A 12,801-nucleotide genomic window follows, 5' to 3' on the forward strand; every position below is an offset into this window, starting at 1 on the left:
AATGAATATGGACAGTCTATCGATCGAAAATCAGTTAGCTAAGTATCAATCAACATTACAAGCTATTCAACAGGCACAAGGCTTAACTAGTGCAAGTGTTACTCCAACAGATGCTAGCAAGTTTTCAGACGTGTTATCACAAGCAATCGGAAATCTAAATTCAAACATGGATGTTGTTAGTCAAGATACGCAAAATGTGATCACAGGGAAAGAAACAGATTTAGGTAGCGTCATGACACGGATGACTGAAGCTCAACTAGCATTACAAACTGCTGTTCAAGTAAGAAATAAAGCCCTTGAAGCTTATAATGATTTGAAAAATATGCAATTTTAATTACAAAAATAAAAAAATGGAGATAGCTCAATACTCAAAAATACGCTGAAGCTGAAATTGCGTATTTTCAAATATCGACAGTTATCTTCGTAATAGTCCCAGTTTCACGAGTTGATGCAAGATTTAATTCAGTAGGGGATGTATATGGATAGAAAAGCAAATAGCCAGAGGAGCAAAAAAATGTGAACGAGAAGATAAAAAAGTTTGGAGAAAATGTAAAGTTCAGATGGCAAAATCTTAGCACGCTTAAGCGTGTTATTTTCATTCTCGGAAGTTTAACTATTATAGCTGTAAGCGGTTCAGCTTATTACCTGATGAATCGTACAGAATATGGAGTACTATTCTCTAACCTTAGCGAACAAGATGCCGGAACAATTACGCAAAATCTACAAGAACAAAATATTACCTATAAATTGTCAGATAACGGAAAAACAATTTTAGTGGAACAAGATAAAATTGCCGAATATCGGATTAGTTTAGCTGTAGATAATAAATTACCTAATTCTTCAACGGGATTTGAGTTATTTGATAACACAGGTCTTATGACCACAGATGAAGATCGGAAAATTATGTACCAACGCGCAGTAACGGGTGAGTTACAGCGGGCAATTGAGTCATTAAGTACTGTTTCAAAAGCAAAAGTATTATTGGTAATGCCAGATAATAGTGTTTTTTCAGAAAAAAGCAAAGATAGTACCGCATCAGTTGTTTTAACGTTAAAAAGCGCTAGTATTTCAGAAACCGCTGTTCAAGGTATTGTTAATCTTGTTTCAGGTGCTGTTGAGGATTTGTCACCAGAAAACATTAAAGTAGTTGATAGCAACGGTCGCACATTAACGACATCGACTGATGAAAATGGGCAAGTATCTTCTGTGAGCAATCGATACATAGAAATCAAGAAAAATTATGAAAAAGATTTGGAAAATAAGCTTGATACCATATTGCAGAAAATATACGGGACTGGAAATTATCAATTATCAATTAATCTAGATTTAAACTTTGACTCAACAGAAAGTACAAAAGTAACGTATGGTGACACAGCAATACGAAGCGAGAATGTACAGGCTAGTGGGACACAAGAAGATGTACAGCAAGCTCAAAATGGGACAGTGGAAGACAACGTTACTAATGTAACGGGTGACAATGGGAATGCCAATAAAGCTTTCGATCGAAGTGTAAATAATGAGGTTGATCAAGAAACTACTAAAACAATAAATGCTCCTTCATCTATTAGAAGGTTAACAAGTTCAGTCGTAATTAGCAAAGCACTATCTGTAGAAGAACAAGAAAACCTCCAAAATATTATCCAATCGGCAATTGGATATAATGAAGCACGTGGAGATGTCTTGTCTATTCAGGGAATAGATTTTACAAATCAAACGGATACAACAACCGATGCTGTAGCTGTGGATGAATCAAACAATACATCTCTATTAAAACGTTATTTACCCTACATAGTGATTGCTACTGTTGTATTAGTGATAGCAGTCATGGGAATTGTAGGATTTATTTTATTTAGAAAACGACCTAAAGAACGTGAATTTGAAAATTATGAAGAGGATGAGTTTCTCGAAGAAGATGAACCAGTAAACATGACTTCAGCCAGAGCAAATGAATCAGATTCACGTCAAACAACAGAAGATAGGAATAGTGGATTAAATCTAAAAGTACCTATTGAAGATATAGAAGAAAAGAAAATTAAAGAATTTGCAGATAAGAACCCTGAAGCTGCAGCGGATTTGATTAAGGCATGGTTAAAGGAAAACAATTAGGAGAGATATGTGGAATCGATGGAAGGAATAAAAAAAGCTGCAATATTAATGATTTCTCTTGGTTCAGATACTTCTGCCAAAATCATGAAACTATTGCCAGACAGTTACATTCAAAAAATAAGTTATGAAATTGCTAATACGGATTTCGTTAGTCCAGAAGAACGTAATGATGTATTAGGAGAGTTTGTAAACACCGCGACAGCTAGAGAATATGTTCTCGATGGTGGTTTAGATTATGCCAAAGGGCTTTTGAATCAGGCGTTAGGTCCACAAAAAGCGAAAGAAGTCATCGATGTATTGACACAAATCCAGTTGAGAGAAAAACCATTCAACATTGCTCGTAAATCAGATGTTCAACAACTAACAAACTTGCTACTAAATGAACATCCGCAGACAGTTTCTTTGATACTTTGCTATATGCAACCGGATAAATCTGCCAATATTTTATCGCAATTCCCAAACCATCTCCAAGTAGAGATTGCTGAAAGAATCGGTAAAATTTCAAGCACTTCACCAACCATCATTGAAAGAATTGAAAAAGTAATTGAAAACAAATTCTCAAATTATGTCGAAAATGCATCAGAAAATGTCGGTGGTGTTCATACATTAGTTGAAATTCTGAATTCAGTTAGTCGTAGTACTGAAAAGAATATTTTGTCAGATTTAGAAAAACGACAACCAGAATTATCAAACGAAGTAAAAGCAAGTCTATTTACGTTCGAAGATATTATTGGTTTAGACAATCTAGATGTTCAAAAAGTATTACGAGAAGTTGAAAACAACGTATTAGTTCTTGCGTTGAAGGGCTCATCAGATCAAATTAAGGAATTTGTTTTCTCTAATTTATCTTCACGTGCGGTAGACAATTTGAAAGAAGAATTACAATTTATGGGGCCAACACGACTATCTGCTATTGAAGAAGCACAACATGAAGTAGTTGCGATTATTCGCCGACTGGATGAAGCCGGAGAAATATATATTGGAAGAGGCGACCAAGATGCAGTTGTTAAATAAAAAAGTATTAAAAAATGGTCAAGTCACGCAATCTTCTGCTAATAAAGAGATTATTACAAAAATAGAAGAAAAAAAGATAGAAGAAGTGATAGCGCCAGAACTGTCTATTAGTACTCCTGAAGCTATGAAAATAGCAATTAATTATCAAACAGAAGTACGGAAATTAGAAAAAATAAAAAGCGAAACCTTAGCAGAAATTAGAGAACAGTCCAAGCAGATTGAGGCGGATGCCTATCAAAAAGGTTTTATTGAAGGCCAAAAAGCTGGGCAAGAATCTGGTTATCGTCAAGGGATTGAACAAGCAAAAGTCGAAGCAAAACAGTATATTGAAGAAGCGAAAAATAATTTATTTGATGCTGATTTTGAAATAAAAACGATGATTCGAGAACAAAAACTAGAATTGGTAAAGTTCAGCGTAGCGTTAGCTGAGCAATTAACAGAAACAATCATTGACACGAAAGAAACCGTCATTGCCGAAAAAATTGGGAATTTTATCGAGAACATTGATTACCCAAAAGAATTAATTATCGTGCGTGTCCATGAAAAACAAATAGCAAAAGTACGAGAATTTATTGAGTCGAAAAAAGCTGACTGGCATCATGTGCGCATCACTGTATTGAAAGAGACTAGTTTGACACAAACCAATTATTCAGTAGAGACAGATGATGATTTTACATTATTCGATTTAAAAGCAGAATTAAGTAATTTTATAGATGAGTTAGTGAAGGATGATATGGAATGATTAAACTACCTATTGGCCGATATATGAAGCGATTGGAGTCTCGCAATTTTTATACAAAATATGGGAAGGTCTCAGAGGTAGTTGGTTTAACTATTCGTGTGGAAGGTATTCAAGTCTTTATTGGTGAAGTTTGTGAGATTCTTTTACCTTTGCAAAATAAGCAAACGTTAGGAGAAGTTGTTGGTTTTTCTAAAAATCAAGTGTTATTGATGCCATTAGACTATTTAGAAGGTATTGGTCCAGGATGCTTAGTTAAGCCTACTGGTAAAACCCTAACTGTTAAAATAAACGAGCAACTATTGGGACATACATTGGATGGTTTGGGACGATTGATGGATGGTGCTGAACTTACGGAACGGTATGAAGAGTATCCTGTTGTTCAAGAACCTCCTAGCCCTTTTCTGCGAAAGAAAATAGTGAATGCGATGACCACAGGGGTTCGAGTAATTGATGGCCTGCTAACAGTTGGTCAAGGTCAACGGATGGGGATTTTTGCCGGAAGTGGTGTAGGGAAAAGCACACTACTAGGTATGTTAGCTAAGTATTGTGATGCAGATATAATCGTCATCGGTTTAGTCGGTGAACGTGGTAGAGAAGTAAAAGAGTTTATTGAAAATGACTTAGGTGAGAAAGGCTATCAAAAATCAATTGTAGTATGTGCAACTTCTGATATGCCACCGTTAGTTCGACTAAAAGGCGCTCATGTGGCTACTGCTATTGCGGAATATTTCAGAGATCAAGGAAAAAAAGTGGTGTTGATGATGGATTCGGTTACTCGTTTTGCTATGGCGCAGCGAGAGATTGGGCTGTCAATTGGAGAGCCGCCTACTACAAGAGGCTACACACCTTCTGTTTTTGCTACTCTACCTAAGTTGTTAGAACGAAGTGGTATGTCAGACAAAGGATCTATCACCGCCTTTTATACAGTTTTAGTTGAAGGGGATGACATGAATGAACCAATTGCTGATGCGGTACGAGGAATATTGGATGGTCATTTGATACTTTCTCGAAAGATAGCCGCTCAGAATCACTATCCAGCAGTAGATATACAGAATAGTTTAAGTCGATTAATGAGCAGTTTAATAACAGACGAACAAAAAAAATTAGCTGGTGAGTTAAAAGAAAATATTGCCATTTATCAAGAAGCTAAGGATTTAATTGATATAGGTGCGTATAAACAGGGAAGTAATCCGTTAACAGATTACGCCATTTCGGTTCATTATCCCATTCAAGATTTCTTGAAGCAAAGTGTGAATGAGTACTCATCATTTGAGGATACATTAACCTCATTAGCTCAAATTTTTGATTTAAAAGATCGTTTATAAATTAAATAGGAAGTCGGCACAGTATGAAAATTTTTCATTTCTCTTTGAAAAAAATTTATGAATTACGCACGCAAGAAGAAAAAAAAATGAAGCGTGCTTATGGTGAAATTCAAAAGCTAGTCAATCAGAAAGAACAAAAAATCCAACAAATGACGCAAGAAAAAGTAGCTATGAGTGACAGAAATCAAGTGAGCATTGAACAGATGCAGGTGCATTACCGTTATCTGGCAAGATTGGATCAGCAAATAATGGACGAGCATCAGCAATTATTAGGGATTAAGCAACAACTTGCTGATAGTTTAGAAAAATATATGGTAGCTCAGAAAGAACGAAAAATCATTGAGAAGTTACACGAAAAAAAACATCAAGAATATGTCAGTGAAATGAAAAAAGAGGAACAAAAACAATTAGATGAATTTCGAATTCGACAGTCTTTATTATAGGCAATGAAGATTATTGAAAGGGGGTGGAAAAATGAAAAACTTACAAATAAATACTGGTATAGGCCAAGAAGTACAAGTAGGAAAAAAAGTCAAAAAGAGTTCTGATGAGGGACAAGAATTTGGCGCAGCCTTGCTAACTCAATTGCTCAAAGGTACACACCAAGATACTCCTACAACAGTGAACCAGCTAAAAACGGATGCCTTAAACGGGCAAGAGCACTCATTTGAGCTGCCTACAATGGTTTCTTCCGTAGCAACAATAGTAGTGGAAGATCATCAACAACCGATACAAACAGTGCCAATAGATGCTAATAGTCGAAACCAACAGTTGATAGCTATTAGCAAAGAACCGCAGATAGCACAAGTTAATATAAATGAAACTATATCAATAGAGAATGCTGAACTTGTTATTGCTAACAACGCAGGTGATTCAAGGCTAGGAAAAGTAGCGTCAGCAAGCCCGCCGAGTACACAACTAGATGTGATTTCTAATGTACCATTAGTAAATCAGCAAAAAATACCACTCGAAATGCAAGCACAATTAAGCAATGAAGAAACTAACCAATCAGAAGTGTCAGTGAGTATAGAAGCGGCCGAAGTAACGAAACTGCCCTTTTTTGAAAAAAATCAAAGTAGTGAAACAACAGAGCCATGGACAACACACTTAAATTCGCAGGGGATTTCAACGGTGACAATAGAACCATCAGAAAAGAAATTGTCAACGATTAGTAATGGAGAAACAGTAGGTTCTTTTTCTTCTGTGACAACAATGCTAGTGAAATCAGAAAATAGCATGTTGCCACCGGTTAATTCATTTCCTACTAGTACGCAGCAAGTTGCATTAGGCAGTGAAAATGAACAACGCATTCTGCAAACTCTGACAAAAAATATCACGACAACTCTTGATTCAGCTAAGAAATTTACTATTCAAATGAACCCTACTAACTTAGGACCAATTAAGATTCAAATGAAAATAACCGATCAAAAATTAGATCTAGTCTTTAAGTTACAAACGCTTCAAACAAAGGAAATGTTTGCCAACGTAACTGAACGGTTTATCCAGATATTGGATAATGTAAAATCAAATGAACATGGAAAAATGCAGATGGCAACGCATTTTGTTACTCAAGAAAATGATGTTACACCAGAAATAACAATTAAAACTATCCAGCCACAACAAGTATCATTTGATTTTTTTAGCCAACAAGGTCATGGACAACAACACCCAAGTCAAGCCAATACGTATTTAAATAAAGGAAAAGCCTTTACAGCTAGTTTAGAAAAGATAGTTGACGAAATTCACCTCAGTGAACTTCAAAAAGATGGGTCGGTAAGTATCCTAGCATAGAAAGGAAGAGAGAAAATGGATCAAGATTTAATTAATGCAGTAGCATCGCTATCCAGTTCAACAGCCTTGCAACAAACAAAAAAAAGTTCAGATATTTCAATGGATGATTTTTTGAAAATTTTAGCCGCATCAATGAGTAATCCTTCAATGAGCGCAGATAGTTCATCTTCTGGATCAGGAGGAACAGATTATATCTCACAATTGGTTCAATTTACAACATTAGAACAGCTAAATACATTAAGCGATACTTTGACTACTTCAACGTTGATTGGACAACAACAACAAGCTTTTCAATTAATAGGAAAACAAGTAACTATGAATGGCGAAGAGGGAAATGAATCTGGAAAAGTAGAAAAAGTACGTTTTCAAAATGGGTATGCGACCTTAGTTGTTAATGGTAGGGAATATAAGATGAGTGCATTACAAGAAGTAGGTGAGTAATCATGGATGAATTAGCTGGGCTCAGCTCCACGCAATCCGTCAACAATTACCATGTAACAACAAGTAACAAAAAAGTGAAAAACTTTCACCAATTACTTAATGATAAACAAACAGAACAACTTAAAATTTCAAAGCATGCAGAGCAACGATTGAAATCAAGAAATCTGTATTTAGATTCTGGTGATTATCGAGAACTTTCAGCAGCAATGGATGATTTAGCCGATAAAGGAAGTAGAGAATCCCTATTAATTTACAAAGATATGGGGTTGATAGCCAATATTCATAATCGCACAATCATTACAGCAATGGATATGAATGATTTAACAACAGTTACCAATATTGATAGTACAAAGTTTATTAAATAAAAATAGAATTGGACCGCAAGGAGATTCTAATGGCACTTTCGAATGACAGAGAAAGGTTACCCAATAATTATGAGGAGGAAATAAAAATGTTACGATCATTATATTCAGGTGTTAGCGGAATGAAAAATCTACAAGTAAAAATGGATGTGGTATCAAATAATATTGCCAATGTAAATACAACAGCCTTTAAGTCAAGTAGAGTAATGTTTCAAGATATGATGAACCAGACAGTTGCCAATGCGACTGCGCCAGAAGGGAATATCGGTGGGGTAAATGGCAAGCAAATTGGACTAGGCGTTCAAGTAGGTTCAATTGATACAATGACCGGTACAGGAGCATCACAAACAACAGGACGAGCATTAGATTTCTATATTGCAGGTTCAGGATATTTTATGGTACAAGGTTCAGGTGCTAATCCAGTCACATACTATACGAGAGATGGTGCCTTCCTACGTGACAGCAAAGGGAATTTAACGAATAGCGCAGGAATGAAAGTATTAGGCCGTACAAGTACGAATCTAACAACACCTACAGAATATAACAGCAATACTCCGGATGCTGGGATATCAGCAGAAGGCACGACTGGAGCCTTAGTAATTCCAAGTTCAATTAAAGTGGAAGGGCAAGTAGTCAATTTTAGTACAATGGCAGTTGACGCCAATGGATTAGTTACAGCAAAATACGGTGATAAAACGTACACCATGGGGAAAGTTTCAATAGCTACATTCAATAATCCTGAAGGGTTAGAACATGCTGGTGGCAATAATTATATCGTTTCGAATAATTCAGGGGCAGCTATTGTCGGTGGAGCAGGAGACAATGGTTCAGGGAAATTACAACCGGGTGCATTGGAAATGTCTAACGTTGACTTATCTACAGAATTTACGGAAATGATTATCGCTAGCCGAGCATATCAAGCAAATTCTAGAAGTATTACGACTTCTGATGAAATGTTACAAGAATTGATTAATTTGAAACGATAATTTTCAGTAATAGATAAAATAAGCTAGGGGGAGTGTTTTGTGATTGAAGTATGCTCATTAAATGGTAATGTGTTTTTTCTAAATCCGGATTTAATTTATCGAGTAGAGGAATTGCCAGATACGATGATTACACTGGTCGATGGCAAAACACTCTATGTAGCAAATCAAGCTTCGCAAATCGCTGAACTAGTGTTAATTTATAGGCAAAAAATTGCACATCCAAATAAATTTAAGGAGTAACGTGGGGAAATGGTAGCAAATGAAACAAAGCCAAAAAAAGAAACAAAATTATCGATCCTTTTGATTGTGATAGTCGCTGTTTTAGCTATCGGTGGAAGTGTTGGTGGAACCGTAATAGCCAATCAATTCTTGGTAACAAAAAATACGGCGGGTACAAAAGAAAGTACAACATCTTCAGGAAAAATTTCAGAAGATGAAGTAATTGTAGCAATGGACGAATTTTTAGTGAATTTAGCACAAGGGAAATCAAATACGAAACAATATATTCGAGTGAAAATGTCTCTATTGACAAATAATGAAACAGATAGTGAGAAATTGACGAAAAATATTGCCGTAGCACGAGATAGTGTAGTAAATATCTTACGTCAAAAAAAATCAGAAGATATTCTTAGTGCAGCGGATAGTGTTTCTAATCTGAAAAAACAGTTGAAAGAAGCAATTAACACTGAATATGGAACGAATATTGTTAAAGAAGTCTTTATAACAGATTTAGTCATTCAATAAGAGAAAGTGGAGAATCGATGGAAGCAATTTTAGCTAGCATAAAGATGTTGATAATTTTAGGAGTTGTCATTTATCTTATTAGTTTATCTATGAAAGTTTTAAATCGTTATACTACTCAAACAGCTAAAGGTATCGTTGTTTTGCAAAAAGTAGGTGTAACTAAAAATTCGTCAATTGGTGTCGTACAAATTGCAGGAACATATTATGTAATGAGTTTTTCTGAGACACACAATCAAATTATGAAAGAATTAACTGTCGATGAGGGTAAATTATTTTTGCAAAATTTACAAACGTCAACAACCACTCCGGAGATTAAACAAGATTTTGCTAAGTTACTTAAGGAAACATCTGACCGTATATTAAAGAAGGGGTCAAAAAGATGAAAAAAATTTTGAAATTTACCGGAAAAGCAACAATGCTACTAACTGTAGGCTGGTTATTTCCCCAAACGACATATGCTGTAACAATCGATGAGCTAACTCCAACTATTAAAAATCTGTTTTCATCTGATTTTAGCTCAAACCAAACAATCAGTACCTTTTTGCTACTTACGGCATTATCCATTGTTCCAGTGTTGCTAATTATGACAACTTCATTTACGCGAATCATTATGGTACTTTCATTTGTAAGAAGTGCTTTGGGAACTCAACAAAATCCACCCAATCAAGTATTACTTGGCTTAGCACTGTTCTTGACTTTTTTTGTGATGCGTCCAGTCTATGTGGATATCAATCAACAAGCTTTACAACCTTACGAAAAGAATGAGATAACACAAGCCGAATTTTTTGAAAAATCGGAAAACCGAATTAAGTCATTTATGTACGATCAAACAAGGAAAAAAGACATTCGTTTATTTATTGAACTATCAGATGATAAAAAAGAAGTGCCTTATAAATCCTATAAAGATATTCCTATAACAGTAATGATACCAGCCTTTATAATTAGTGAATTACGAACAGCATTTAGTATAGGATTCTTGTTATTTTTACCATTTCTAATTATCGATTTAGTTGTTTCGAGTATTTTGATGTCGATGGGGATGATGATGCTCTCGCCAATTATGATTTCATTACCATTCAAACTTTTGCTGTTTGTGCTAGTCGATGGTTGGTACTTAGTTGTTGAATCACTAGTTCGTAGTTTTCATTAAAGGAGGGATAAGCGATGACAATGACACTTGTCCTTGATGTAGTGAAAGATGCACTGATTCGCACATTATTGATAGCAGGACCGGCATTGATTGTAGGCATGATAGTGGGCTTGATTATTAGTATTTTTCAGGCAACTACACAAATTCAAGAACAAACGCTTAGTTTTGTACCAAAATTAATTGCGATTTTTATTACATTAATATTGGTAGGGAATTTCATGCTAAACATCTTGATTAGTTTTACCAAGGAAATATTTAAAATAATTGCAAAACTGTGAGGAAGAACCATGTTGGAAGTGATTCTACTTGTTTTTTTTCGAATCGTCTTTTTTATTGCCTTTAGTCCTGTACTAAGTTCCAGAACCTTCCCAGCTGTACTAAAAGTAGCGTTAGCAATCTTTTTGACCATCATATCTCTAAGTACTATCTCGATAACTTCGTTGCCAGAATTAACTTGGGGAGTAACATTTTTATTTTTACTATTAAAGGAAATGATGTTGGGATTTGCTATGGGGTTTATAGGGCAACTTATGTTTACTGCTGTAGAGATAGCAGGGCAGCTAATTGATTTCCAAGTAGGTTTTTCTATGGCACAAGTCTATGATACTACTTTTCAAATCAGCGGTTCACAATATGGTAAGCTGAATTATTGGTTGGCAACATGTGTTTTTTTTATTACCAACTTACATCATCAACTAATCAGGGGAATTGTGGAATCGTTTATACTTGTTCCAGTAGGTACAGTCACTTTTCCAGGAGTCACAATTGAAGGGATTGTTAAAGTTTTTTCGCAAACAATCGAAATGGCAGTGAATCTTGCTGCGCCAATTGTTATTGCTTTGCTAGTCATTGATTTGATTCTCGGGATACTAGCGCGAACAGTTCCGCAAATTAATTTGTTATTGTTGAGTTTGCCATTAAAAACGGGAGTTAGTTTTTTCTTTGCGTTGTTATTGTTACCTAATATAGCTAGTTTTTTGAATAAAATCTTACCTACTAGTATTCAATTTATACAAGAAATGCTTCATTCTTTTTCGTGATAGAGAGGTGATTAAAGGATATGGATAAAGATGGAAAGACAGAGAAAGCCACCCCGAAGCGAATAAAAGATTCACGTAAACGCGGAGAAGTTGCTAAATCACCTGATATTGCTATTGCGTTATCATTGGTGGGATTTGCTTTTTTAATCAATCCTTTCATGGTTTTTCTAGTGGAAAAGCTCGTACCATTTTTAATAAATAATTTAGAAAGTTTAAATAACTTTTCAGCAGTCTATCGTGATTTACCACGTGCTTTAATACAAGCCATTTTTTTGTTTTTTATAGTAGGCTCACCATTTTATATCATAGCTATTGTATTAGGCATTCTGGCTAATATTTTACAAGTAGGTCTGTTATTTACTTGGAAACCACTTAAACCTGATTTTAAGAAACTAAACATTTTAACGAATTTCAAACAAATGTTTAGTTTGCGTGCCATCATGAACACGATAAAAATTATCGGTAAATTGGGTATTATTATCTATTTTTGTTATCAAGAAGTGACAAAAAGTCTACCTAAACTATTAAATATTGCTACATTAGGGACCAAAAATTTACTTGTGTACTTATTGCAATTTGCTCATACATTATTTTTAAAAGTAGCCATTTGTTTAGTCATTCTTAGTATAGTTGATTACGTTTATCAGCGATCCCAACATCAAAAAACGTTAAAAATGTCCAAACAAGAAATTAAAGATGAATATAAACAAATGGAAGGCGATCCCAAAATCAAAGCACAAAGACGTGCTCAGTATCAAGTTATGCTTCGTAATGCCATTGCCAATGTCCAAAAATCAACGGTACTAATAACTAACCCAACCCACTATGCGATTGCCATTAGATATGAACAAGAATTAGATGAAGTGCCGACAGTTTTGGCAAAAGGGGCCGATTTAATTGCGCAGAAAATGAAAGAAGAAGCGAAGAAGCACCAAATCCCAATGATTGAAAATAGACCCGTTGCTCGTGAGCTGTATGCCAAAGTTGAACCGGGGCAGCCAATTCCTTTAGACCTTTATGAAGCTTTGGCTGAAATTATCGCTACAGTATATCAATTAGAAGAACAAGCAAAACGAAAAGTTTAATTGGAGGAATAAAAT

Annotated in this window: 17 protein-coding genes; all 17 read left to right on the plus strand. The window is 35.1% G+C overall.

The features are described 5' to 3' along the window. The first annotated feature begins 7 nt into the window (after positions 1 to 7). The 17 genes from fliE to NE257_RS07230 all read left to right on the plus strand — a co-directional run bounded on the left by fliE (position 8) and on the right by NE257_RS07230 (position 12,786). Positions 8 to 334, plus strand: coding sequence for a flagellar hook-basal body complex protein FliE (gene fliE / locus NE257_RS07150; RefSeq protein WP_251869369.1), 327 nt, complete (start codon positions 8 to 10; stop codon positions 332 to 334). 182 nt (positions 335 to 516) lie between these two features. Then, on the plus strand, positions 517 to 2,106 hold the full coding sequence (fliF, locus tag NE257_RS07155) for a flagellar basal-body MS-ring/collar protein FliF (RefSeq protein WP_251886102.1): 1,590 nt from the start codon (positions 517 to 519) through the stop codon (positions 2,104 to 2,106). A gap of 18 nt (positions 2,107 to 2,124) precedes the next feature. Next, the gene (fliG, locus tag NE257_RS07160; RefSeq protein WP_276532309.1) at positions 2,125 to 3,120 is read left to right on the plus strand and encodes a flagellar motor switch protein FliG; all 996 of its coding nucleotides are present in this window, start codon (positions 2,125 to 2,127) and stop codon (positions 3,118 to 3,120) included. Then, on the plus strand, positions 3,104 to 3,862 hold the full coding sequence (locus NE257_RS07165) for a FliH/SctL family protein (RefSeq protein ID WP_251886103.1): 759 nt from the start codon (positions 3,104 to 3,106) through the stop codon (positions 3,860 to 3,862). The genes fliG and NE257_RS07165 overlap by 17 nt, the downstream gene beginning before the upstream one ends. Continuing rightward, positions 3,859 to 5,187 (plus strand): flagellar protein export ATPase FliI, encoded by a 1,329-nt coding sequence (gene fliI / locus NE257_RS07170; RefSeq protein ID WP_251886104.1) that lies wholly within the window; start codon positions 3,859 to 3,861, stop codon positions 5,185 to 5,187. Before NE257_RS07165 ends, fliI begins: the two co-directional genes overlap by 4 nt. A 23-nt stretch (positions 5,188 to 5,210) precedes the next feature. Then, the gene (gene fliJ, locus NE257_RS07175; protein WP_251886105.1) at positions 5,211 to 5,630 is read left to right on the plus strand and encodes a flagellar export protein FliJ; all 420 of its coding nucleotides are present in this window, start codon (positions 5,211 to 5,213) and stop codon (positions 5,628 to 5,630) included. A 31-nt stretch (positions 5,631 to 5,661) separates the two neighbouring features. Beyond that, positions 5,662 to 6,978 (plus strand): flagellar hook-length control protein FliK, encoded by a 1,317-nt coding sequence (locus tag NE257_RS07180; RefSeq protein ID WP_251886106.1) that lies wholly within the window; start codon positions 5,662 to 5,664, stop codon positions 6,976 to 6,978. Between the two features lie 15 nt (positions 6,979 to 6,993). Then, a complete protein-coding gene (locus NE257_RS07185; protein WP_251886107.1) occupies positions 6,994 to 7,419 on the plus strand; it encodes a flagellar hook capping FlgD N-terminal domain-containing protein in 426 nt (141 codons plus the stop codon). 2 nt (positions 7,420 to 7,421) lie between these two features. Beyond that, positions 7,422 to 7,784 carry a flagellar protein gene (locus NE257_RS07190; protein ID WP_251886108.1) on the plus strand — a complete coding sequence of 121 codons (363 nt, stop codon included), beginning with the start codon at positions 7,422 to 7,424 and terminating at the stop codon, positions 7,782 to 7,784. Between the two features lie 86 nt (positions 7,785 to 7,870). Beyond that, a complete protein-coding gene (locus NE257_RS07195; protein ID WP_251886109.1) occupies positions 7,871 to 8,767 on the plus strand; it encodes a flagellar hook-basal body complex protein in 897 nt (298 codons plus the stop codon). Between the two features lie 39 nt (positions 8,768 to 8,806). Further along, positions 8,807 to 9,007, plus strand: coding sequence for a flagellar FlbD family protein (locus tag NE257_RS07200; protein ID WP_251869379.1), 201 nt, complete (start codon positions 8,807 to 8,809; stop codon positions 9,005 to 9,007). Positions 9,008 to 9,016: 9 nt separating this feature from the next. Then, positions 9,017 to 9,511, plus strand: a complete 495-nt coding sequence (locus NE257_RS07205) for a flagellar basal body-associated FliL family protein (protein WP_251869380.1) — start codon at positions 9,017 to 9,019, stop codon at positions 9,509 to 9,511. A 17-nt stretch (positions 9,512 to 9,528) separates the two neighbouring features. Beyond that, a complete protein-coding gene (locus NE257_RS07210; protein ID WP_251869381.1) occupies positions 9,529 to 9,894 on the plus strand; it encodes a flagellar biosynthetic protein FliO in 366 nt (121 codons plus the stop codon). Beyond that, on the plus strand, positions 9,891 to 10,661 hold the full coding sequence (gene fliP / locus NE257_RS07215; RefSeq protein WP_412338531.1) for a flagellar type III secretion system pore protein FliP: 771 nt from the start codon (positions 9,891 to 9,893) through the stop codon (positions 10,659 to 10,661). The genes NE257_RS07210 and fliP overlap by 4 nt, the downstream gene beginning before the upstream one ends. 14 nt (positions 10,662 to 10,675) lie before the next feature. After that, a complete protein-coding gene (gene fliQ / locus NE257_RS07220) occupies positions 10,676 to 10,939 on the plus strand; it encodes a flagellar biosynthesis protein FliQ (protein WP_251869382.1) in 264 nt (87 codons plus the stop codon). Positions 10,940 to 10,948: 9 nt separating this feature from the next. Then, on the plus strand, positions 10,949 to 11,701 hold the full coding sequence (fliR, locus tag NE257_RS07225; protein ID WP_251886110.1) for a flagellar biosynthetic protein FliR: 753 nt from the start codon (positions 10,949 to 10,951) through the stop codon (positions 11,699 to 11,701). A 20-nt stretch (positions 11,702 to 11,721) separates the two neighbouring features. Further along, the gene (locus NE257_RS07230; RefSeq protein ID WP_251886111.1) at positions 11,722 to 12,786 is read left to right on the plus strand and encodes an EscU/YscU/HrcU family type III secretion system export apparatus switch protein; all 1,065 of its coding nucleotides are present in this window, start codon (positions 11,722 to 11,724) and stop codon (positions 12,784 to 12,786) included. Positions 12,787 to 12,801 lie beyond the last annotated feature (15 nt).

Origin of the sequence: Enterococcus italicus, assembly GCF_023743875.1 — a bacterium.
Classification (GTDB): Bacteria; Bacillota; Bacilli; order Lactobacillales; family Enterococcaceae; genus Enterococcus_G; species Enterococcus_G italicus.